We start from the raw sequence: 23,429 nt of genomic DNA on the forward strand, positions 1-23,429 counted from the left end.
TCGTCATTCGTCATTCGTCATTCGTCATGACCCGCGTGTCCGTCCTCACCCCGGCCGGGTCCGCCGCCATCGCCACCGTGGCGGTGACCGGCCCCCGCGCGTGGGGGCTGACACGCTGGCTGTTCCGCCCCGCCGGCGGCCGGACGCTGCCCGACGCCCCTGAGCCACACCGCTTCTGGGTCGGCCGCCTCGCCGACGGCGACGAGGTGGTGCTCGCCGTGCGGGCCGTCACACCCGAGGTGTGTGTCGAGCTGCACGGCCACGGCGGCCGCCGCGTCGTGCGGCAGACGGTGGAGGCGTTCACCGCCCGCGGGTGCGTCGAGGACGGGGCCGCCCGCAGCGACGTGTGGGAACTCCTGTCCCGCGCCCCGACGCTGCGCACCGCGAACATCCTGCTCGACCAGGCGCACGGCGCCTTCGACCGGGCCGTCCGCGCCGCCCTCGTCGCTCTCGACGACGACACAGACGCCCGCCCGCTCCTCGCCGAACTCGCACGCTTCGCCCCAATCGGCCGGCACCTCGTGGAGCCGTGGAAGGTGGTGGTCGCGGGCCCGCCGAACGTCGGCAAGAGTTCGCTGGTGAACGCGCTGGCCGGCTACCAGCGCGCGGTCGTGTCGCCGACCCCCGGCACGACGCGCGACGTGGTGACGACGGCGCTCGCGTTCGACGGCTGGCCGGTCGAGCTGGCCGACACCGCGGGGTTGCGCGACGCCGCCGGCCTTGAGGCGGAGGGGATCGAACGAGCGCGGGCGCGGCTGGCGACGGCCGATCTGGTGTTGTGGGTGACGGACGCGAGTACGGACGACCCCGAATGGCCCGACGACGAGACGTCTGCCCTCGTTCCCCCGCCGACGACCCGCTGGGTGCTCGTTCTGAACAAGTCGGACTGCGGCCTCGACCGTTCCCCCAACCAACCCCCCGGTGCGGTTCCTGTCTCCGCCCTGACGGGAGATGGGATTCCCGGGCTGGCTTCGTGGATCGCCTACCGGCTCGTTCCCGACTCGCTCCCGCCTGGTGCCGCTGTGCCGTACACCCCGGAGTTGGCCGAGACGGTGACTCGCGCCCACGCCGCGCTGGCATTCGGACAATCGGACGAGGCAGCCCGGCTACTCCGTTCCTGCGTCACCGCCGAACCGCCGGCGGGATAACGGGTTCGGAACGGCCGTGGCCGCGGCTGTCGATCCAATATTGATCTTTATGAGTCGGTGACATGTTTCCGCGACCCGACCCCCCTCGGCCGGAAAGAAGAATCCCGGCTTGAGGGTGGGCCGCGGGATACAACAGCGGCGTCCTTCTCCGTTGCGGAGCGTGCCATGCAGCTCGGGAAAGTCCGTCGGCCGAACGGCCGCGTCGGCGTCGTGCTCGTCGAGTCCGGCCACGTCTTCGACCTCGACATGACCCGCAAGCCGGGCGTCCACACCCTCGCCGACGTGCTCCACGCCCCCGACCCCCTCCGGCTGGCGCGCGAACTCATCGACGCGGGAAGCACGTCGGAGCCGGCCGGGCGGCAGGTGTATCTGGCGCCGGTGGACAAGCAGGAGGTGTGGGCTGCGGGCGTGACGTACAAGCGGAGCAAAGTGGCCCGCGAGGAAGAGAGCAAGGGGGCGGCCCAGTTCTACGACAAGGTGTACACGGCGCCGCGGCCGGAGCTGTTCCTGAAGGCCACGCCGGCGCGGGTGGTCCACCCCGGCGAGCCGGTGAAGGTGCGGGCCGACAGCACCTGGAGCGTGCCGGAGCCGGAGTTGGCGCTGGTGGTGTCGCCGGACCTGCGGATCGTGGGGTACACGGTCGGCAACGACATGAGCGCCCGCGACATCGAGGGCGAGAACCCGCTGTACCTGCCGCAGGCGAAGATCTACAAGCAGTCGTGCAGCATCGGCCCGCTGGTGACGCTGGCCGCGAAGATGCCGCCGCTGGCCGGCGTGGAGATCAAGCTGACGATCAAGCGCGGCGGAACGACGGCGTTCGAGGGGAGCACGACGCTGGAGCAACTGTCGCGGACGCCGGAGAGCCTGGTCGAGTGGCTCGGCAAGGAAAACGCCTTCCCCGACGGCGCGCTGCTGCTGACGGGCACCGGCATCGTGCCGCCGGACGAGTTCACGCTGAAGCCGGGCGACGCGGTGAGCATCAGCATCACGGGAATCGGCACGCTGTCGAACCCGGTGGTGTGAGGCGATTCGCACAAGTCGCCCCCCGCCGGCACCCGAAGAATCCGGACATGCGTCACCACCGGAACCGGTTCGCGCTGGAGCGCCTCGAACCCCGCGACGTGCCGGCGGCCCAGTTCGCGGCCGTCGGCTCCGACGCCGGCGACATCGGCCGCGCGCAGCTGGTGGACACGGAGACCGGCACGCCGCGCTACAGCGTCTTCCCGTTCGGCACCGACTTCACCGGCGGCGTCAGCGTCGCGGCGGGGGACGTGAACGGCGACGGCGTCACCGACCTGATCGCGGCGCCCGGCGCCGGCGGCGGGCCGGTGGTCAAGGTGTTCGACGGCGTCACCGGGGTCGAACTCTACAACCAACTCGTGTTCGACGCGTCGTTCCGCGGCGGGGTGTACGTCGCGGCCGGCGACACGAACCTCGACGGCAAGGCGGAAATCATCGCCGGCGCCGGCGAGGGCGGCGGCCCGGCCGTGACCGTCATCGACGGCGGCACCGGTGCCGTCGCCAGCAGTTTCTTCGCGTACGGCGACGGCTTCCGCGGCGGCGTCCGCGTCGCGGCCGGCGACGTGGACGGCGACGGCCGGGCCGACGTGATCGCGGGCGCCGGCCCGGGCGGGGCGCCGCACGTGCGGGCCGTCAGCGTCGCGGCCGGCGGCCGGGAACTCGCCAGCTTCCTGGCCTACGACGCCGCCTTCGCCGGCGGCGTGTTCGTCGCGGCCGGCGACCTCGACGCCGACGGCCGGACCGACATCGTCACCGGCACCGGCGCCGGCGGCGGCCCGCTGGTGAACAGCTTCCGCGGCGACGGCACCGCGTTCGACTCGTTCGTCATCGGCGACGGCAGCTCCCGGGCCGGCGTCCGCGTCGGCGTCGTCCACCGCGGGTACACCGCCGACATCGCCACCGTCGTCCCCGGCGCCGGCGTCGGCCGCTTCACCCCGACCGGCGAACCGACGGACGCCTCCGGCCTGACGGGGAACGGGTGGGTGAGCGGCCCCGCGGAGGCGACGCCGGACGCGGCACTACTGTGGAACCAGGTGGCGCTGCGGGCCGTCGCCGCCGACGCCACCCCGGCGCCGGCCGCGGCCCGGGCGCTGGCGATGCTCCACATCGCCGTCTTCGAGTCGGCGAACGTCATCGTCCGGCGGTACGAGTCGTACAGTTTCACCCCCGGGTCGCCCGACGACGCCGACCCCGAGGCGGCGGCGCTGCTCGCCGGGGAGCAGGTGCTGTCGGGCCTCTTCCCGGAGCAAGCCACCGAGTTCGTCCGCATCCGCAACGCCCGGCTGGCGCTGATCCCGGACGGCACGGCGAAGGACGGCGGCCTCCAGACCGGCGCCCAAGAAGCGGAATTCCTCCTCTTCATCCGGGGGTTCGACGGCTCGGCCGAGGCCGGCTCGGTGCCGTTCACCCCGGGCACCAACCCCGGCGACTGGCGGCCGACGCCGCCCGACAACGCCCCGTTCCTGCTCCCCGGCTGGGGCAACGTGTCCACGTTCGCCATCGGGTCGGCGGCCGTGTTCCGCCCGAACGGCCCGCCGGAAGTGTCGAGCCTCGAGTACGCGGCCGAGCTGAACGCGGTGCAGCAACTCGGCCGGATCGACAGTAGCACCCGCACCGCGGACCAGACGCAGCAGGCGCTCTTCTGGGCCGGCGGGGCGGGCGCGAGCGCCGTGACGCAGGACGTGGTCCGCCGCGAGAACCTCGACCTGCTCGACTCGGCGCGGGCGTTCGCGCTGGTGGCGATGGCCGCGGCCGACGCCGCGATCGTGGCCTGGGACTCGAAGCTGACGTTCGCGCGCTGGCGGCCGATCACCGCGGTCCGCGAGGCGGGCGGCGACGACAACCCCGGCACGACTGCGGACCCGACTTGGACGCCGCTACTGGCGACGCCGAACCACCCGGACTACATCTCGGACACGGCGGCGGTGACCGCCGCTGGCGCGGCAGTACTGACGGCGCTCTTCGGCGAGGGGTACGCCTTCCGCGCGTACTCGCCGGCGCTGCCGGGGGTAACGCGGTCCTTTGCCGGCTTCGCCGACGCCGCGGCGGAGGCGGCGCAAAGCGGCGTTTCCGGCGGGGTGCAGTTCCCGTCGTCGGCCGCGGACGGCCTCGCCGCCGGGGAGGCGGTCGGCGGCGTGGTCGTGGGCACGAAGCTGCGGCCGCTGGCGTGAGGCGCCGGCGGGCGGGCCGCTCGCCGGCACTGCTGCTACACTCGGGGTATCGCTCCGGGGGTGCGCCGTGTTCCTGAAGATGGCCAAGCGGGTGCTCGTCGAGACCGACAAGCGCCTCCTGTGGAAGCTCGCCTACAACATGGGCGTCGGCGCCGCCCTGTCCGTGCACCGGCACAAGCGCCGCCTCAAGCGCGGGCAGGTGTTCCCGCCGTTCCTGTACATTTCGATCATCAACAGCTGCAACCTCCGCTGCCAGGGCTGCTGGGTGGACGTGGCCCACAAGCAGCAGACCATCTCCCCCGACGCCTTCCACCGCCTGATCCGCGAGGCGAAGGCGATGGGGAACCGCTTCTTCGGCATCGTCGGCGGCGAGCCGTTCATGCACCCGCACCTGCTGGACATGCTCGCGGAGCACCCGGACTGCTACTTCCAGGTGTTCACCAACGGCCACTTCCTCACCCCCGAGCGCGCCCGCCGCATGTGGCAGCTCGGCAACGTCACGCCGCTGTTGTCGGTCGAAGGGACCGAGATCGTGTCTGACGAGCGGCGCGGCCGCGGCGGCGTGCTGAGCAAGACGCTGACCGGCGTCAAGAACGCGCTCGACGCCGGCGTGTTCACCGGCGTGTGCACCAGCGTGTGCCGCACGAACATCGATGACCTGCTGAAGCCGGAGTGGATCGACAGGCTGATCGAGCTGGGCGTGTTGTACACCTGGTTCCACGTGTACCGGCCGATGGGGCCGAACCCGAACCCCGACCTGTGCCTGACGCAGGACCAGGGCGTGCGCGTGCGGAAGTTCGTGGTCGAGATGCGGGCCACGAAGCCGATCGTCATCGTGGACGCGTACCACGACGGCGAGGGGAAGGCGCTGTGCCCCGCGGCGACCGGCATCAGCCACCACATCAACCCGTGGGGCGGCATCGAGCCGTGCCCGATCGTGCAGTTCAGCACGGAATCGATTCACCCCGACGGCCGCACGCTGAAGGACAAGTTCCTCCGCTCGGCGTTCCTGGCCGACTTTCGCAAGCTGGCCGCCGACACCACCCGCGGCTGCATCGTGCTCGAACGGCCCGACCTGCTGAAGCAACTGGTGGAGGCCCACGGCGCCGCGGACGCCACGGCGCGCAAGACGGCGCTGGCCGAACTCGGGGCGATGACGCCGCGGCCGTCGCAGTACAACCCCGCCGCCGAGGTGCCGGAGCGGAACCCGCTGTACCGGGTGGCGAAGCGGCTGTTCTTCAACGACTTCGGCGTCTACGCCGGCCGCCCCCCGGGCTGACCGCGAACGCCCACCACGACACGTCCTCCCGCCGCCGAGGTACGCCATGCCGACCGACGCCGACCTCGCGGCCGCCTACCGGGCCGGCGGCGCCCGCCCGACCGGAGAGCCGATGCCCGCCGCCGCCGACCTCGCCGAGAACTACCTCCGCCCCCTCGCCGACCTCCGCGCCGCCGTCGCCGGCATGACCCGCGAGCAGGTGGTGGCGCGGCCGGTCGCCGGCCGGTGGAGCACGCTCGAAGTGCTCGCGCACCTGGCCGACTTCGAGCCGGTGTTCGTGGAGCGGATGAAGCGCATCCTCGCCTACGACTCACCACCACTAGCGGCCGCCGACGAGAACCTCTTCTTCGCGGCGCTCCGCTACCACGACCGCGACGCGGCCGAGGAATTGGCCGTCATCGAGGCGACGCGCGCGAGCGCCGCCCGCCTCATCCGCAGCCTGTCGGCCGAGCAGCTGGCCCGCACCGGCGTCCACAGCACCCGCGGCCCCCAGACGCTGGAGCAGGTCATCCGCTCGGTGACGGGGCACGTCGCGCACCACCTGCCGTTCGTCCGCGAGAAGCGGGCGGCGCTCGGGCTGCCGTCGCCCGCATGACGGCCCCCCCGCTGAACGTCGCGGCCCACCTCGCCCGCATGGCCGCGGCCGTGCCCGACCGGCCGGCGCTGCTGCTGCCCGCGCGCCGCGTCCGCCCGCACGGCCACACGCCGCACCGGGCCGTCACCTTCGCGCAACTCGCCGCCGACACCGACGCCCTCGCCCACGGCCTCGCCGCCGCCGGCGTCGGGCGCGGCACCCGTGCCGCGCTGATGGTGCCGCCGTCGGCCGACTTCTTCGCCCTCACGTTCGCGCTGCTGAAGGTCGCCGCCGTGCCGGTGCTCATCGACCCCGGCATTGGCGTGAAGAACCTCGGCACCTGCCTAGCGGAAGCGGAGCCGTTCGCGTTCATCGGCATCCCGAAGGCCCACGTCGCCCGCCGGCTGCTGGGGTGGGCCAAGAGGACGATTCGCGTCACGGTGAACGTCGGCCGGGGGCGATTCTTCTGTGACACCGGGGTGTCACGGCTCCGCGCCGCGGGCGCCGGCCGGGGGCCGTACCCGGTGCCGGACGTGGCGCGGGACGACGCGGCGGCGGTGCTGTTCACCAGCGGCAGCACGGGCGTGGCGAAGGGGGCGGTGTACACGCACGGCGTCTTCGCGGCGCAGGTCGAGATGCTGCGGGCGGTGTACGGCATCGAGCCGGGCGAGGTCGATTTCTGCACGTTCCCGCTGTTCGCGCTGTTCGGCCCGGCGCTGGGGATGACCTGCGTCGTGCCCGACATGGACTTTGCCCGCCCGGCCCGCATCGACCCGCGGAAGGCCGTCGCGCAGGTGGCGCAGTTCGGCGCCACGAACCTGTTCGGCTCGCCCGCCGTGGTGCGTGCGCTCGGCGGCCACGGCGAACGCCTGCCGAGCCTGAAGCGTGCCATCTCGGCGGGCGCCCCCGCCCGTGCCGACCAGCTCGAGCGCTTCGCCCGGCTGTTGTCGCCCGGCGTGCAGGTGTTCACGCCCTACGGCGCGACCGAGGCGCTACCCGTCGCCAACATCGGTAGCGGGGAAATCCTAACGGAGACGCGCCACCTCACCGACGAGGGCAGGGGCGTGTGCGTCGGCCGGCCGGTGCCGGGCGTCGTCGTCCGCGTCATCCCCATCACCGACGACGCGATTCCGGAGTGGGACGATGCTCGGGTATTGCCCCCCGGCGAGGTCGGCGAGTTTGCCGTGTGCGGGCCGGTGGTGACGGCGGCGTACTTCGGCCGGCCTGAAGCGACGCGGCTGGCGAAAATCCGCGACCCGCGGACGGGCGCCCTCTGGCACCGCATGGGCGACGTGGGATACTACGACGACATCGGGCGCTTGTGGTTCTGCGGCCGGAAGAGTCACCGCGTGGTGACCCCGCACGGCACCCTGTTCACCGACCAGGTGGAGCCGGTGTTCAACACCGTGGCGGGCGTGTACCGGACGGCGCTGGTCGGCGCGCGGCGCGACGGCGTGACGCACCCGGTACTGTGCGTCGAGCGACTCCTGCCCCGGCACTTCCCATGGTCGAAGGTGGACGCCAACTTCTTCGGTTGGCCGTGGGGGAAGATCGTTGACGGTTTGCGGCAGGTCGCGGCCCGGTTCGACCACACCCGGTCCGTGACGACGTTCCTCAGCCACTCCGGCTTCCCGGTGGACGTGCGGCACAACTCGAAGATCTTCCGCGAGAAGCTCGCCGCGTGGGCCGACCGCGAGCTCGGCCCGGCGTGGAGGCCGACCGCATGAAGGTGCTCGTCACCGGCGGCGGCGGGTTCCTCGGCGGCGCCGTCGTGCGGCGGCTCCGCGCCCGCGGCTGGCACGTCCGCTCCCTCACCCGCAGCGCCTACCCCTGGCTCGACGAACTCGGCGTCGAGCAGACCCTCGGCGACCTCGCCGACGCCGACGCCGTCGCGAAGGCTGTCGCGGGGACGGACGTGGTGATTCACACCGCCGCGAAGGCCGGCGTGTGGGGCCGCCACGCCGACTACGTCGCCACCAACGTCGCCGGCACCGAGAACGTCATCGCCGCCTGCCGCGCGGCCGGGGTGCGGCGGCTCGTCTACACCTCCACGCCGAGCGTCGTCCACGGCGGCGGCGACCTCGAAGGGGCCGACGAGAGCACGCCCTACCCCGAACACTTCGACGCCGCGTACCCCGAGACGAAGGCCGCGGCCGAGCGCGCCGTCCTGGCCGCGAACGGCCCCGACCTGGCGACCGTCGCCCTGCGGCCGCACCTCATCTGGGGGCCCGGCGACCCGCACCTCATCCCGCGCGTGCTGACCCGGGCCCGGGCCGGCAAGCTCCGCCGCATCGGCACCCGGCCCGTGCGCGTGGACGTGACGTACGTCGACAACGCCGCCGACGCCCACGTCCTCGCGGCGGAAAAGCTGGACATCGGGACCGCCCCCGCGGGGAAGGCGTACTTCATCTCCAACGGCGAGCCCGTCGAGTTGTGGGGGTTCTTGAACCGCGTCCTGGCCGCGGCCGGCTTGCCACCCGTCACGAAATCCGTGGCGGCGTGGAAGGCCCGACTCGCGGGGCGCGTGCTGGAGGCGACGTACCGCTGGCTGCGGCTGTCGGGCGAGCCGGCCATGACACGGTTCGTCGCGGCGCAGCTCGGCACGTCGCACTGGTACGACATCGCGGCGGCCCGGCGCGACCTGGGGTACGAGCCGGCGGTGAGCGTCGACGAGGGACTGCGGCGGCTGGCGGCGTCGTTCGGCGGGGCGAAGTGAGGCCCGGTGGTTGACCCGCGGGCGGCCGATTCTCATTCTGACGGTGGGGGGTTTGTCTCGCACCCCCGCCGCGGGGCTGTGCATGGCCGAGGACGTGATCGTCGCCGACCGGGTGGTCGTCCGGTACCGCGGCAAGACCGCGCTCGACGAGTTGAACCTGCGCGTCCCGCGCGGCGCCGTCTACGCCTTCCTCGGCGACAACGGCGCCGGCAAGACGACGACGATGCGCATCCTCACCGGCCTGGCCCCGGCCGACGCCGGGCGGGCGGAAATCCTCGGCCTCGACTGCTACGCCCGCGCCCTGGACCTGCGCCACCGCGTCGGCTACATGCCGGAGCGGCCGCGGTTCTACGACTGGATGAAGGTCGCCGACATCGGCTGGTTCACGGCCGCGTTCCACCGGCCCGGCTTCCTGCCCCGCTACCGCGAGTGGACCGACCGCCTCGGCCTCGACCCCGCCAAGAAGCTGAAGGAACTGTCCAAGGGCGGGTACGCCCGCGTGGGGCTGGCGCTGGCGCTGGCCCCCGACCCCGAGGTGCTGCTGCTGGACGAGCCGACGAGCGGCCTCGACCTGCTGACGCGCCGCGAGTTCCTGGCGGGCCTGGCCGACCTGGCGGCGGCGGGGCGGACGGTGCTCATTTCGAGCCACTCGATCGCGGAACTGGAGCGGGCCTGCACGCACGCCGGGCTGCTGCGCGACGGGAAGATGATTCTGTCCGCGCCGCTGGGGGAGTTGCGGAAGAAGGTGCGGCGGATCAGCCTGCGGTTCGCGGAGCAGCCGCCGGACGCCGCGGCGCTGGGGACGGTGCTGACGCGGAACGGCACCGGCCACTTCTGGCAGGCGACGGTGCAAGACCCCGACCCGGGTGCCGTGAACGCACTTCGCTCGTCGCCGGGCGTGACGGACTTCGAGGACAGTGCGGTGTCACTGGAAGAGGTGTACGCGGCACTGATGGCGCGGACCGCGCCGGTGGTGACGCGCGTGGCGGAGTAACGGGGTGGTCCAGGAACCCGCGCGGGCGCTTGCGGCTTAGCGCGCCCCGGCGCGCTAAGCCGCAAGCGCCCGCGCGGGTTCCCGACTCTCATCGCAGGTGCCCACGTGGTCCGGGCGATCGTCTGGAAGGAGTTCCGCGAGCAGGGGCTGATCGGCCTCACCCTTGTCGTCCTCGGCGGCGGCGTGCTCGTCGCCGTCGCCGTGCTCGCCGACCCGCCGCAGAAGGGCGCCGCCCCCGGCGACGTGCTCCGCGGGCTCGGCCCCGGGCCGCTCACCACCCTGCTGCTCGCCGTGACCGCCGGCACCGTCTGCGGCGGGGCGCTGTTCGCCGCCGAGCGCGAGGCCGGCACGCACGGCTTCCTCGACGCCCTGCCCGTCCCCCGCGCCGGGCTGTGGACCGCCAAACTCCTCGCCGGCGGGCTCCTCGCCGCGTCGCAGGCCGGGCTCGTCATCGCCGCCGGGTACGCCCTCGGCCTCCTGGCCACGACCGGGTGGGCGTTCGCCGTCGCCGTCTATTCGATGCTCGCGTTCTGCTGGGGCACCCTCGGCTCGACGCTCGCCCGCACCACGCTCGGGTCGGTCGGCGTGGCGGTGCCGGCGGCCACGCTGTTCGCCATCGCCTACCTGCTGCCGATCACGCTCGTGTTCGCCACGCCGGGGTCGGCGATCCCGCGGCCGGCGGGGGCGTTCCTGTTCCTCGGGCTGATGTTCGCAACGCCGCTGCTGTGGTCGGCCGCCGCCTACACCCGCCCGGACCGCGCCCGCGAGGCCGACGACCGCGTGCCGCCGCCGCCGGCCGTGTACCTCGTCGAACCCGCGGCCCCGGTCGTCGAGCAGCCGGTCCGCGCGCGGCGTTCTCGGTTCGGGCTCCAGGCGCTGCTGTGGCTCGCCGCCCGGCAGCTGACCGGCCCGGGGGTCACGATCGCCGGGTTCGCCGTCGCCGCCGGGCTCACGCTCCTGCTGCCGACGATCGAGCCGTTCGTGGCGTGGCCGGCCCTCGGGCTCCTGGCCGGCGTGTTCGCCGGCATCACCGCCTTCTCCGACGAGCAGACCACCGGGAGCGCCCGCTTCTGGGGCGAACAGCGGCTGCCGGCCGGGCGGATGTGGCTCGTCAAGGTGCTGGTTCACCTCGCGTTCGCGCTGCTGCTGGCGGCGCTGGTCGCCCTGCCGTCGGCGGTCCGGGCGGTGGCCACGGGCGGCGGCGGGATGCGCGCCGAGGCGTTGCTGTCGGCCGTGTTCCGCTCGCTGATGTTCGAGCCGCGGGTGCTCGGCACCGAAGGGTGGAAGTACCTGCTGGCGCCGGTCGGGTACGGGTTCGCGGCCGGGGTGCTGTGCGGGATGCTGTTCAAGAAGCCGGTCGTCGGCGCCGGCGTGGCCGGGGTCGCCGGCGGGACGGCGTTCGCGGCCGTTCTGCCGGGCCTCCTCACGGGCGGCACACGGCACCTGTGGCTGTGGCTCCCGCCGCTGCTGGCGTTGGCCGCCGGCCGCGCCCTGCTGGCGCCGTGGGGCGCCGAGCGCGTCGCCACCCGCCGCGGGCTCGGCCCGCTGATCGGCGGCACCGTCGCGGCCGTACTCGCCGTCGCCGCGGGGGCGGCGTATCGCGCCGTCGAGGTGCCGGACCGCCCCGGCGCCACGGACGACGTGGCGTACGTCGAGGACGGGCTGGTGACGTTCCAGCAGAACGACACGGGGCGGCAGTTCCGCGCCGCGACGGAGCAGTTCGCGCGGGTCGCGGCCCTGGTGGTGAGCCCCGTGCCGGGGAAGCGGAACAACCCCGCCGACCGCGTCGAGCAACTCCGCGGCGGCGCCGCCGTCCGCGACGACGCCGACCTCGCCGAGTGGGTGCAGGCGGTGTACGACGCCGACCGCCTCGTGCCCGGCCCGGGGCCACTCGCCGGCCCCGCCCCGCCGCCGCACGAGGCGTGGTTCGACCAGGCCGCCGCCGCCGCCGACCCGGCCCTGCCGGTGGCCGTCTTCGAGCACCCGCGGCTGACGCGCTCCACGTCCGGCTCGCCGACGCTCGAGAGCGGCCGCGGCATGGCGGTAGTCGTCCTGGCGCACGGCTTGTACCGCCAGACGGCCGGCGACCCGGCCGCGTTCGCGGCCGACCTGCGCGCCGGGCTCGCCGTCGCCCGGTCGCTGCGGAACGGGTCGCTCACCGCGTCGCTCCACCGCGGCAACGACGTGACCGCCCTGGCCCTGGCGGCCGTCGGCCGGTGGCTGTCGCGCGTCGAGAACCGGCCGGAACTCCTCCGCGCCGTGCTCGACGAGGTGCTCCGCGACGAGCGGGCACTGATGACGCGCCTCCGGCCGGACGGTACGGTCGCGGGGGCGGAACTGCCGGCGACCGGGTGGGGCGAGCCGTTCGACCCGACGCCGCACCAGCTGGCCGACCGGTACGTCGTCCGCGAGCTGATGAAGGCGCCGAGCGAGTGGCTGCCGGCGATGGTGACGCCGCCGGGCCGCGACAAGGACGCACCTAACCCCGAGGTCGATCTCGTGTCGTTCGCGTGGAGCGTGCCCTGGGAGCGCGAGCGGACGCGGAGGCTGGTCGCCTACGGCCTCGACCCGACCAACGGCGACGACTACCGCCGGCTGACGCTCGGCCGGCCGGGGGCGGCGATGCTGACGGCGCGGACGGGCGCCCTCATCGACCTGGGGGCCGCCGACCGCGCGCTGCGGGTGGCCCGTCGGGGGCTCGCGGCGGCGCTGGCGTGTCGGCTCTACCACCACGACCGCGGCACGTTTCCACCCGACCTGTCCGCGCTGGTGCCGGCGTACCTGCCGGAGGTGCCGCCCGACCCGTACGCGCCGGCCGGCACGGCGCTGCGGTACCGCGTGCCGACGGCCGACGAGTTGCTACAAGACGTGACCGGAACCCCGCCCGGCCGCGGGGCGCCGCCGCCGGTACAGGTGAAGGCCGGGCAGCCGGTGATCTGGAGCGTCGGCCCCGACGGCGCCGACGGCGGCGGCCGGTCGGCGCCGTTCGTGCCCGGCACGATGGTCCGGGGCGCCGACGTGGTGTTCTTGGTGCCGCTGCCCCCGGACCGGTGACCCACTCGCTCAGGCGTACAGCTCGATCGCCTTGACGATCTCGGCCAGGTCGTTCGGCACCTGCACGGCGCGGTTGGCGAACTGCACCCGCTTCACCCCGCGCTTGCCGAGCTTCTCCGCGAAGTGCGCCGGGTCGGCCGTGTGGTACGCCACCGTCGCGTCCGGGTCCTTCAGCACGTGCCCCGTCAGGATGCACACCACCCGGTCCGACGGCGCGATCACCCCTTCCTTCACCAGTTTCAGCAGCCCCGCCACGCTCGCCCCGCTCGCCGGCTCGCACCCGAGGCCGCCGGCGCCGACCGTCGCCTTCGCGTCCAGAATCTCCGCGTCGGTCGCCTCGCGGACCACGCCGCCGCACCGCTCCAGCGCCCGCAGCGCCTTCGGCAGGTTCACCGGCCGGTTGATCTCGATCGCGCTCGCCAGCGTGTCCGCCCGCAGGTTCGCCGCGTCCATCGCCGTCATGTAGCGGTCCACCTTGGGGGCGTCGTACGCGCCGCCGTTCCACCGCACCCCCTGCTTCTCGTAGAGCTGGTAGAACGTGTTCGCCCCGGCCGCGTTCACCACCGCCAGCCGCGGCGCGCGGTCGATCAGGCCCAGGTCGCGCAGCTCGGCGAACGCCTTCCCGAACGCCGACACGTTGCCGAGGTTGCCGCCGGGAACGACGATCCAGTCCGGCACCTCCCAGCGGAGCGCCTCCAGGATGCGCAGCATGATCGTCTTCTGCCCTTCGAGGCGGAACGGGTTCACGCTGTTGACGAGGTAGATGCCGAGCCGGCTGCTCACCTCCTGGACGCGGCGGAGGGCGTCGTCGAAGTCGCCGGCGATCTGCACGGTCAGGGCGCCGTAGTCGAGTGCCTGCGACAGCTTGCCGTAGCTGATCTTCCCACTGCCGATGAAGATGACGGCCCGCATCAGCTGCGTGACCGAGCAGTACACGGCGAGGCTGGCGCTGGTGTTGCCGGTGCTGGCGCACGCGGCCCGGCGGGCGTTCACCATGCGGGCGTGGGTGAACGCCGCGGTCATGCCGTTGTCCTTGAAGCTGCCGCTCGGGTTCATCCCCTCGTACTGGAGGTACAGGCACCCGGGGTTCATCCCGGCGTAGGCCGCGACGTGGTCGGCGCGCTGGCACAGCGTCTGCCCCTCGCCGACGGTCATGACCTTGTCGGGCGGGGCGAACGGGAACAGCCGGCGGAAGCGCCACACGCCGGAGAAGTCGAGCGGGTCGGACCGGTTGGCCCACGCCGCTTCGAACTCGCGCAGCGTCTTGGGGACGGGGAGGCGGTCCCAGTCGTAGGCGAGGTCGAGGAGGCCGCCGCACTTGGGGCAGCGGAACGACGTGTCGGACAGGTCGGCCGTGGCCCCGCACCGGGGGTCGATGCACCGCTGGAACGCGAGGTCGGCCATGCTCTGCGCCTATGGGAGGGGACCGGGGTTACTGTATCGCTGGCCGGGGGCGCATGAAGGGGTGAAGGAGTGAAGGGGTGAGGGGGTGAGGGGTGGACGATTTCTCACCCCCTCACCCCTTCACCCCTTCACCCCTTCGTGCGAGTATGAAACCTACCCACGGCCCCGAAGGCGACCGAATGCCCGTACACCTGCTCTCCCTGACGGACGGCCCCAGCATCCTGGTGGACAAGCCGATCCTGCTGTTCGGCCGCCACGAGGAGTGCGACGTGCAGCTGCACTCGAAGAAGGTGTCGCGGCGGCACTGCTGCGTCGCCCAGGTGAACGACTACCTCGTCGTCCGCGACCTGGGGAGCACGAACGGCGTGAAGGTGAACGGCCAGCGCGTCGCCGAGGGGAAGCTGGTGCCGGGCGACGAACTGACCGTCGGGAACTTCAAGTACCAGGTTTGCGGCGACGTGCTCGGCGGCTCGACGGAGCGGCCGCCGGTTCCGAGCGGGTACCGCCCGGTGCCGCCCGACGCCGGCACCGACAGCAGCCCGAGCTAGCCGAGCGGCCACGCCGCGCCGGTCGGCGCCCGCGGCGGCACCGGTCGCGCGTAGAAGTAAGCTTCGACCGGCCCCGCGTGGTCGGCCACCTCCACCGCCCCGCGCCAGTACAGTGTTGGGCACCCCTCGAAGAAATCGAGTTCTTTCAACTTGGCGTCCGTCACCTCCCACAGTTCGCCGGACACGGCGAGGCCGGCGGCGGCGTCGGACACGAGGCCAGGGTATGGCCCGAGATCGACGAGGCGGTAGCGCGGCGCGGTTGCGGCGGGGCCGAGGAAGTGCTGCCCGGAGAGTAGGTCGTGGGCGGCGTGGCCGCGCTTCAGGGTGCCGTACACGAACAGGACGGTCGGCACGGGGCGACGCCTCATCAGCCCAGGAACTCGCGGACCGGCACGCGGAAGTCGGGGAACACTTCCGGCAGCGTTAGCTCCTCGTCGGCCGTGTGCCGGCGCGGAAACTCGTCCGGCGTGTACACGCCGACACTCTCCGTGTCCGGGTCGAGCACGCACACGGCCTTGACGCCCGCCTTGAAGTACTCGCCCACCTTCGCGTTGATCTCCCGCCAGGTGTTCGACGGCGACCGCACCTCGAAGATCAGCTCCGGCGACGGCCAGTACCCCTTCGGCATCGGGCCACGTGGCACGCGGTCGAAACTGTAGAACGCCACGTCCGGGCCGCGCACCGTGTCTGGGTCTCGACGGGTCGTTACGCCGCAGCGATTGGAAACGACACGCCCCAGGCCGTTGGCTTTGACGTAACCACCAAGGATACCGCCGACATTTGCACAGTAGTAGCCGTGAGCCGAGGTCGGACGGGGCACCTCGACGACACGCCCGCCAACGAGCTCGGTACAGCGACCGTCGTCGGGTAGGTCGGCGTACTGTTCGGCCGTCAGTAGCACTTCGACGGTCATGTCGAAACCCAAGGGGTGGTCGGCTCGGCCGCCTGCGGCGTATACGCCGCTACGCCGCAAGCGGCAGCGAAACCCGCCTCACTCGATGAAGATGAACTCCTTGGCGTTGAACAGCGCGTGCGCCAGGTCGGCCCAGGCCCGCGGCTCGCCCTCCCGCGCCGCGTCGGCCACGAAGGCCGTGGCCGTCGCGCGCTCGTCGGCGGTCGGGGCGCGGCCGAACGCCGCGGCGTACATCCGCGTCACGCGCTCGTCGGCGCTGCCGCCGCCGGCCGTCACCCGGCGCGACCACAGCTCGGCCTGTTGCACCACGAACGGGTTGTTCAACATCACCAGCGCCTGCGCCGGCACGTTCGACACCGTCCGCTTGCCGATCGCGGAGAACGGCGTCGGGTAGTCGAACGCCACGAACATCGGGTTCAGGAAGTTCCGCCGCACCGCCAGGTACACGCTCCGGCGGCCGTTCCCGTCCAGCGGCCCACTCGCCGGCTTGCCGCGACCCACCTGGTGCTCCGTCAGGTACGGCAGGATGCCGGGGCCGCCGATGGTGCGGTCGAGCCGGCCGCTCACGGCGAGCATCGAGTCGCGGATCGCCTCGGCCTCCAGGCGCCGCACGTTCTGCCGGTGCAGCAGCTTGTTCTGCGGGTCGGCCGTCACCGCCTTCGCGGCCTGCTCCGGCGTCGCCCGGCTGCCCTGGCGGTAGGCCGTGCTCAGCAGCATCAGCCGGTGCATCCGCTTGATCGACCACGGCACGCCGCCGTCGCCCGGGCTCACGAACTCGGCCGCGAGCCAGTCGAGCAGCTCGGGGTGCGTCGGCGGCTGGCCCTGGTAGCCGAAGTCGTCCGGGGAGCGGACCAGCCCCTCGCCGAAGTGGTGCTTCCACAGCCGGTTCACCAGCACCCGCGCCACCAGCGGGTTGGCCGGGTCGGTCACCTTGCGGCCGAGTTCGAGGCGGCCGCTGCCGGGGCCGGCGAGCGGCGTCTTGTCGAACACTTCGAGGAACGCCCGCGGCGCCTCCACGCCGGGCGTCTTGTGGTTGCCGCGCACGAACACGCGCTCGTTCCGCCCGGCCGCGTCGCGGAGCGTCGGCGCGAAGGCGATCGGCGGCAGCTTCGCCTCCACTGCCTTGGTGGCGTCGTCTGCCGGCGGCAGCGGCACCGTGCCAGGGGCCGCGGGGGGGGGGGTGTCCGCGAACCACGCTTCCGTGACCGCCACGAACCCGGGGCCGTCGTCGAGCAGCTCGAAGTACGCGGGCTGGCCCTTCCACATCCGCAGGTCGTAGACGACCCAGCGGAGTTGCTCCTTGCCGTTCACCGGTTGCGCGAGGCCGCCGTAGATCGGCGCCTGAATCAGTTGCAACCCGTTGAGGATGAGCCGCGCTTTGCCGTGCTCGCCGGCGACGCGGACGGCGAGGTACGGCTGGTCGATCACGAACGTCGGCGAGCGGAGGGCGCCGGCGAGCTTGGCGGACTCGCGGCCGCTGTGGGGGAAGCCGTCGCCGGCCCCGGGGCGGAAGGCGAGCCCGGCTGCGTCCCAGCGGGTGCGCCAGCCGGCGTCGAAGCGCTCGAACGCGGTGGCCTTGGCGCGCCACGCATCGAGTGGCGAGCGGCCCGCGTCCGCGGGCTGTTCCTGAGCACCACCGTCACGCTCGACAACGGCCCGCTCACGCGGGCCGCTCGCCTTCAGCTCGTCGAGCAGCTTTACCGTCACGCGCTCGTCGCCCACCTCGGCGCGGTGGTAGCGCGAGCTGCTGAGCACGCCGAACAGCGCGTAGTAGTCCTTCGTGGCCACGGGGTCGAACTTGTGGTCGTGGCAGCGGGCGCAGCTGATGGTGAGCCCCAGCACGCCCTTGCCGAACGCGTCGATCTGGTTGTCCACGCGGTCGGCGTACTCCGAGCGCGAGTCCACCGGCGAGTGCTTCCCCTCGCCGAGCCACCAGAACCCCGTCGCCGTGAGGCTCTCGTTCGACCCGTCGGCCGGGTTCCGCCGCGGCTGCGGGAGCAGGTCGCCGGCGATCAGTTCGGTCAGGAACTGGTTGTACGGCAGGTCGCGGTTCAGCGCCCGGACCACGTAGTCGCGGTACCGCCAGGCGTCGGCGATGTCGTAGTCGAACTCGTGCCCCTGCGTCTCGGCGTACCGCGCCAGGTCGAGCCAGTGCCGGCCCCAGCGCTCGCCGTAGCCGGGGTCGGCGAGCAGCTTGTCCACCAGCTTCTCGAAGGCACGCGGGTCGGCGTCGGCGGCGAACGCCTCCACCTGTTCCGGCGTCGGCGGCAGGCCGACGAGGTCGAAGTAGACGCGCCGCACGAGCGCCCGCGGGTCGGCGGGCGGGGCGAACGTCAGCCCCTTCTCGCCGAGCTTCGCCAGCAGCAGCTCATCGATCGTCGCCGCCGCGGGCCGCTTCACCGGCTGGAACGACCAGTGCGCCTTCGCCCGCGCCGCGAGGTCGAACGCCCCCTTCGGCCCGCCGGCGACGGGTGCCTTCTCGGCCGGCCACGGGGCGCCGCCCTTCACCCACGCGGTGAAGACGGCGATGTCGGCGTCGGGCAGCTTCCCCTTCGGCGGCATCTTCAGGTCGCCGTCGTAGCGCACGGCCGCGGCGACCAGGTCTTTCGCGGGGCCGGTCTCGCCGCCCTTGTCGAACCCGGCCTTGGTGTCGAGGCGGAGCTCGCCCTTGTGCTTGTCCTTGCCGTGGCACGACTGGCAGTGCTGTACCAAAAGCGGCCGCACCTTCGCCTCGAAGAAGGCGTCGTCGACCGGCGCCTGGGCGGCGGCCGGGCCGGCGGCAAGGGCGAGGAGCACGGCAGCGAGCGAACGGGGCATGAACGTGGTCTCCGGCGGAGACGAGGCGGCGGGAAGTGTGATTATCCCAGGCCGCCGCCCGCAGGGGAAGCCCCGGAGAAACCCAAACGGAATTCGATCTGTCTATCACACTTGTTTCCGCGACCCGCACAGGGGCGCGGCGGAAACAATAATCTCGACCCGATGGAGGCCGTGCGGGTTGGGCCGGCTCTGCGGGGTGGGGCGGTGGGGGGATGGGAAAGTGGGGCAAAAACCTTGTGCCCGTGCCGAATCCGGGGAGAATAACGATTACCCTTCGGCTGACACCGCGGAGCCGTTTCACCATGTCGAACTCGACCGACCCCCGGCCCGAAGACCTGCCGCCGCTGCCGGTCCCGCCGCCCGACCCCGCCGACGACGTGCCGATGGCCCTCGGCGACCTCGACGAGGCGGCGGAAGCCGTGCCCGCCGCGGATCTGGTCGAGGACGCCGTGGCGTACGACCTGCCGGAAAATCCCGCGGCCCACCCCGGCGAGCGGACGCTCGGCGTCGAGTACCTGTCGGAGGCCGACGCGACCGGGCTGCCGCCGATCCCGCCGGTGTCGCCGGCCGAGAGCTGGCTGACCGCGGGGGCCGAGCCGGAGGAGATTCCCGACGCGGCGTCCGCGTCGTCGTCGGCGCTGTTCGACGAGCCGGCGCCGTTCGCGTCGGCCGCCGAGTCCGGCGAGATCGTGGACCTGGCCGGGCCGAGCCCGTCGGCGTCCAGCCTGTTCGGCGAGTCGGTGCCCGAGGCCGGGCCGGCGTCCGGGTTCATCGCCACGGCCGAAGCCGTCGGCGACTCGGCGGTGAACGTGGACCCGACGGTCGAGCCGGTGGCGCCGGCGTCCGGGTGGTTCTCCCGCGACGACATCCCGGCCGTGCAGGTGGTGACCGACGGGATCGAGGCGGAGCTGGCCGGCCCGCTGCCGCCGTCGGCCCACGGCCACGGGTCGGACGTGTTCGCGTCGCCGCCGCCGCCGAGGGCCCTCGGCGACCTGTCGGACGTGATCGCGGCCACCTCGTGGGCCGGCCCCGCGTCGCCCGCGTCGCCGGCCGGCCGCGGCACCGACCGCACCTCGGACGTCGCGCTGACGTTCGACCAGCCGCCGGGCGGGAGCACCGTGCAGGAGCCGGCCGACGACCTGCCGGTGGCCGACGACGTGCCCGACGGCGGGTCGCTGTTCGGCGACTCGGCAACGCTCGCCCGCACGCCGCCGCTCCCGGACGACGGGGCCGTGGACTTCAGCGCCGCCGACCCCCGCGGGACCGACGCCAGCAGCATCCTCGCCGACCTGAGCGAGCCGGCCGGGCCGCTCACCGACGGGTCGGCCGTCCGCATCGAGGCGCCGGGCATCGACCCGACGCTGGCGGAGGACGACTTGCCGGCAGCGTTCGCGGCCCCGGACAGCACCGCCGGCCGGGCCCGGCTGTGGGACGACGGCCAGGACGACGTGGACTTCGACTCCGACCCGAGCAACTCCGACCTGTTCCAGGAGCCCCGCGCCGCCGGCCCGCGGTTCGAGCTCACGCCGGACGCGGGCGGGGCCTCCGACCTGTTCGCCGGCGTCGAGGACGGCGAGGAGCCGTCGCTGTCCTCGGCCCAGTCGAGCATCTTCACCACCCCCACCGCCCCCCTGACGGGGGGCTCCGGCGCCGTGCGCGTGGAGGGCGACGCGGTCGAGTTCTCGGACCACCCGGACCCGGCGGCCAGTGGCGTCGACTTCGACCTGGCCGGCGGTCCGTCGTCCCCCGAGCGAACGCTCCACCGGGCCTTCCCCGATGACGACGAACTCGACCTGACCGACCCGGACGGGGCGAGGTCGCCGCAGCCGAGCACCGGCGACGTACTGGCCGCGAGCCGGGACGAGGGGGCGGGCTCCGACTGGATGACGGCGATCGAGCCGGCCGCGCCGGCGAGCGGGTCGTCGCCGAAGAAGGCGGGCCCCGGGTTCGTCGCCGAGCCGGCCGCGCCGGTCCGCGCCGTCCGCCCCGGCACGAGCCAGTCGGGCACGAGCGGTTCGGTGGAGCTGGACTGGGTGGCCGGGTCGAGCACGAGCGAGTTGCTGCTGACGGAGACGCCGGTGAAGCCGGCCCGCCGCGCCGCCGCCCGCGGCGCGGACGACACCTCCGGCGAGACGCGCGTCCTGCCCGCGGCGAGCGACGGCGGCGGGGGCGGCGTGAACCGCGGCGCCGGCGTCGGCCTGCTGTTCGGGCTGCTGCTCGGCGGTGGCATCGCAAGCGGCGTGTACTTCTCCGGCGTCCTCGACCAGGGGAAGACCGGCGGCCCGGTCGCGGTCCTGCCGCCGATCAAGGGGACGGACACGAACCAGGCGCCTGTCCCCGGCACAGCTCCGCCCGCGACCCCGGCCGACGCCCGCGCCGCCCTCGACTCCGGCGACCCGGCCCGGGCCCTGAAGCTGCTGGAGGCCGCCGGAGTGAGCACGCCCGAGGCGAAGGCCAGCCGCGGGCAGGCCCGGCTGCTGGCCCGCCTCCGCGACGCCTCCGCCGTGACCGCCGACGACGCGGCGCTCAAGGACGCCCGTGCCGACCTCGAAGCCGCGATGGCCGACGCCGACGAGAAAACGGCCGTTCGCGCGGCGGTTCACCTGGGGCTGACGCACGAGGTGGCCGGCGACCGGGGCAAGGCGAAGCAGGTGTACACGACCGCGGCGGCGAAGTTCCCCAAGGCCGCCGACGTGTTCAAGGCCGCCGTCGACCGCCTCGACGCCACCGCCCCGCCGGCAGCGCCCGGGGGTGCCACGTCGTTGCGCCTCAACCCCGCCGACGCCGAGCGGTTCGTGCTCGCGGCGGCGTTCCTGTTCCTGCAGGACGAACCGGCCGCGGAACCCGCCGAGGCCGGCGGGCAGTTCTGGCGCGCGGTCAACCTCGCCGCCGGCGGCAAGTACGCCGACGCCATCACCGCCATCGACGCGGCGAAAAAGGCGCACGCGGAACGCGCCCGCGCCCTGGCCGGCCGCGGCCTCAACCCGCTGACCGACCCGCTGGAGCAAATCTTCCCCCGCAGCTGCGACGACCTGAAGGCCTACTGGCAACTCCGCCGCACGATCTACGAGCACCCGACGGTCGGCGCCCTGGCCCGCGCCGAGGGCGCCGGCAAGGCACTGGACACGTTCGCCGGGTACCGCACCGAGCGCGACACGGCCGTGTCCGACGCCAAGCTCGCCAACGAGAAGCTGGTCGCGGCGCAGAAGGGGCTGCTCGCCGAGCAGGAGGCGCTGAAGTCGGAGAAGGCCGCGCTCAAGACCGAGAAGGAGCTGTCGGCGAAGTACGGCGACGACCTCAAGAAGGCGGCCGCCGACCTGACGAAGGCTAAGACCGATGCCGTGGCGCTGATGAAGGACGCCGTCGCGGCGATGAAGCTGGCCGACGACACCGCCGCGAAGGCCAGGACGCTCGAGGGCGAACTCGCGGCCGCGGCCAAGGGCCGCAAAGACGCCGAGGCGGTGGTCGCCGGCGTGGCCGCGGAGCTGAGGGCCGCAAAACTCCTCCCCGAGAAGTACGCCCCGCCCGAGGTAATCGCCGCCGCGAAGTCCGCCGCCAGCCGCGCGACCGGGCCGGACCTGACGAGCCTCATCCCGCCGGGGTCGACCGCCGCCGTCGGCGGTCCGGCGACGACCGGGACGCTGGTGGACCTCGCGGCTCGTGCCGGCAAGCTTGACGCAGCCGCGAAGAAGGCCGCCGCCGACCTGCTGACCGCGACGAAGAAGCACGAGTCGGACTATGCCGCGGCCCGGACCGCCGCCGACGCCGCGCTGAAGAAGGCGACCGACGACGCGGCCAAGCTGCTCGACACGACCCGGACCGAGGCCGAGAAGCTGTTGACGAAGACGAAGACGGAGGCCGTGACGGAGTTGACCCGCACGAAGGCCGACGCCGAGAAACTGCTGACGAAGACGAAGGCCGACGCGGCGGCGGACGTGGCGAAGGCGAAGACCGACGCGGCGGGGATGCTGACGAAGCTGAAGACCGACAGCGACGCGACGCTGGCGAAGCTGAAGACCGACCACAAGGCCGAGACGGCGGCGCTGGAGAAGAAGTTGGCCGACGACGCGGCCGCGGCGAAGGCGGCGCTGCTGGTCGCGGAGCGGCAATTCCGCGCCGAGTTGGCGAACGCAGTGAGCCCGTCCGAGGCGCTGCCGCTGTGGCAGGCCGTGCTGACCGACCTCCGCCGGCCGAGCGACGCCGACCCGGCGCTCGCCGCCGCCGACCGCGTGCTGAAGTCGGCCGTGCCCGACTCGGAGGCGGCCGCGCGGGCGAACGTGGTGTCGGGCCTGGCGCTGGCGCTGAAGGGCGACACGGCCGCCGCCCGCGACCGGTTCGAGCGGGCGAAGCGGAGCCCGGCGTACGCCGCGACAAAGGACTGGGGCCGCGCCGCGGACACCGGCCTGGCCGCGCTGACCGACCCGGCCGCGCCGTCGCGGGTGGCCGTGGACACGACGCGCCGCCGCGACGCGGCCGAGGCGGCGCGGAGCCTGGGGGCGGGGATCGCGGCGTACAACGCGGGGAACGTCGCGGCCGCCGAGCGGGCGCTGGCCGACGCCGCGTGGCACGACCCGGACAGCCCGCTGCCGTGGTACTTCCTGGGGGCGACGCGGTACGCGGCCGGCAAGGTGGAGCAGGCCCGCGACGACTTCCGCCAGGGGGCGGTCCGCGAGGCCAAGGGGGCGGTCCCGAGCCGGGTCATCGGCACCGCGATCGCGCCGATCCAGGGGCCGGCCCGCGCGGCGCTGGACGCCGTGCGGCCCTAACAGCTTGGCGAGCCGGGGGCGTCAG

Annotated in this window: 15 protein-coding genes; 11 read left to right on the forward strand and 4 right to left on the reverse strand. The window is 73.5% G+C overall.

The features are described 5' to 3' along the window. Window positions 1-26: 26 nt before the first annotated feature. From ETAA1_RS24260 to ETAA1_RS24300, 9 genes are all read left to right on the forward strand, one after another. Window positions 27-1,148: a GTPase gene (locus ETAA1_RS24260; RefSeq protein WP_202920379.1), complete on the forward strand. Its 1,122-nt coding sequence runs from the start codon at window positions 27-29 to the stop codon at window positions 1,146-1,148. A 165-nt stretch (window positions 1,149-1,313) separates the two neighbouring features. Beyond that, on the forward strand, window positions 1,314-2,171 hold the full coding sequence (locus ETAA1_RS24265) for a fumarylacetoacetate hydrolase family protein (protein WP_145243074.1): 858 nt from the start codon (window positions 1,314-1,316) through the stop codon (window positions 2,169-2,171). Window positions 2,172-2,218: 47 nt separating this feature from the next. After that, window positions 2,219-4,339 (forward strand): phosphatase PAP2 family protein, encoded by a 2,121-nt coding sequence (locus ETAA1_RS24270; RefSeq protein WP_145243075.1) that lies wholly within the window; start codon window positions 2,219-2,221, stop codon window positions 4,337-4,339. Between the two features lie 67 nt (window positions 4,340-4,406). After that, complete coding sequence (locus tag ETAA1_RS24275) at window positions 4,407-5,618, forward strand: radical SAM/SPASM domain-containing protein (RefSeq protein WP_145243076.1); 1,212 nt, start codon at window positions 4,407-4,409, stop codon at window positions 5,616-5,618. 46 nt (window positions 5,619-5,664) lie between these two features. After that, window positions 5,665-6,213, forward strand: a complete 549-nt coding sequence (locus tag ETAA1_RS24280; RefSeq protein ID WP_238389296.1) for a DinB family protein — start codon at window positions 5,665-5,667, stop codon at window positions 6,211-6,213. Then, complete coding sequence (locus tag ETAA1_RS24285) at window positions 6,210-7,919, forward strand: fatty acid CoA ligase family protein (RefSeq protein WP_145243077.1); 1,710 nt, start codon at window positions 6,210-6,212, stop codon at window positions 7,917-7,919. Before ETAA1_RS24280 ends, ETAA1_RS24285 begins: the two co-directional genes overlap by 4 nt. Further along, window positions 7,916-8,908, forward strand: a complete 993-nt coding sequence (locus ETAA1_RS24290) for an NAD-dependent epimerase/dehydratase family protein (protein ID WP_145243078.1) — start codon at window positions 7,916-7,918, stop codon at window positions 8,906-8,908. Before ETAA1_RS24285 ends, ETAA1_RS24290 begins: the two co-directional genes overlap by 4 nt. Window positions 8,909-8,960: 52 nt before the next feature. Further along, the gene (locus ETAA1_RS24295) at window positions 8,961-9,902 is read left to right on the forward strand and encodes an ABC transporter ATP-binding protein (protein WP_145243079.1); all 942 of its coding nucleotides are present in this window, start codon (window positions 8,961-8,963) and stop codon (window positions 9,900-9,902) included. A gap of 105 nt (window positions 9,903-10,007) precedes the next feature. Continuing rightward, on the forward strand, window positions 10,008-12,956 hold the full coding sequence (locus tag ETAA1_RS24300) for an ABC transporter permease (protein ID WP_145243080.1): 2,949 nt from the start codon (window positions 10,008-10,010) through the stop codon (window positions 12,954-12,956). A gap of 9 nt (window positions 12,957-12,965) precedes the next feature. On the opposite strand, the gene thrC is transcribed toward ETAA1_RS24300, so the two are convergent. Then, on the reverse strand, window positions 12,966-14,360 hold the full coding sequence (thrC, locus tag ETAA1_RS24305; protein WP_145243081.1) for a threonine synthase: 1,395 nt from the start codon (window positions 14,358-14,360) through the stop codon (window positions 12,966-12,968). 179 nt (window positions 14,361-14,539) lie between these two features. On the opposite strand from thrC, the gene ETAA1_RS24310 reads away from it, so the two are divergent. Then, window positions 14,540-14,908, forward strand: coding sequence for an FHA domain-containing protein (locus ETAA1_RS24310; RefSeq protein WP_202920380.1), 369 nt, complete (start codon window positions 14,540-14,542; stop codon window positions 14,906-14,908). Here ETAA1_RS24310 and ETAA1_RS24315 read toward each other — a convergent pair. The 3 genes from ETAA1_RS24315 to ETAA1_RS24325 form a co-directional block, all read right to left on the reverse strand. Next, entirely contained in the window at window positions 14,905-15,261 is a 357-nt protein-coding gene (locus tag ETAA1_RS24315) for a gamma-glutamylcyclotransferase family protein (RefSeq protein WP_202920381.1), read from the reverse strand. The genes ETAA1_RS24310 and ETAA1_RS24315 overlap by 4 nt on opposite strands. Window positions 15,262-15,275: 14 nt before the next feature. After that, entirely contained in the window at window positions 15,276-15,821 is a 546-nt protein-coding gene (locus tag ETAA1_RS24320) for a Uma2 family endonuclease (RefSeq protein ID WP_145243083.1), read from the reverse strand. Between the two features lie 78 nt (window positions 15,822-15,899). Further along, on the reverse strand, window positions 15,900-18,638 hold the full coding sequence (locus ETAA1_RS24325) for a PSD1 and planctomycete cytochrome C domain-containing protein (protein ID WP_145243084.1): 2,739 nt from the start codon (window positions 18,636-18,638) through the stop codon (window positions 15,900-15,902). Between the two features lie 302 nt (window positions 18,639-18,940). Here ETAA1_RS24325 and ETAA1_RS24330 point away from each other — a divergent pair, with 302 nt between their 5' ends. Next, a complete protein-coding gene (locus tag ETAA1_RS24330; RefSeq protein WP_145243085.1) occupies window positions 18,941-23,404 on the forward strand; it encodes a hypothetical protein in 4,464 nt (1,487 codons plus the stop codon). Window positions 23,405-23,429 lie beyond the last annotated feature (25 nt).

This window comes from Urbifossiella limnaea, from assembly GCF_007747215.1.
Lineage (GTDB): Bacteria > Planctomycetota > Planctomycetia > Gemmatales > Gemmataceae > Urbifossiella > Urbifossiella limnaea.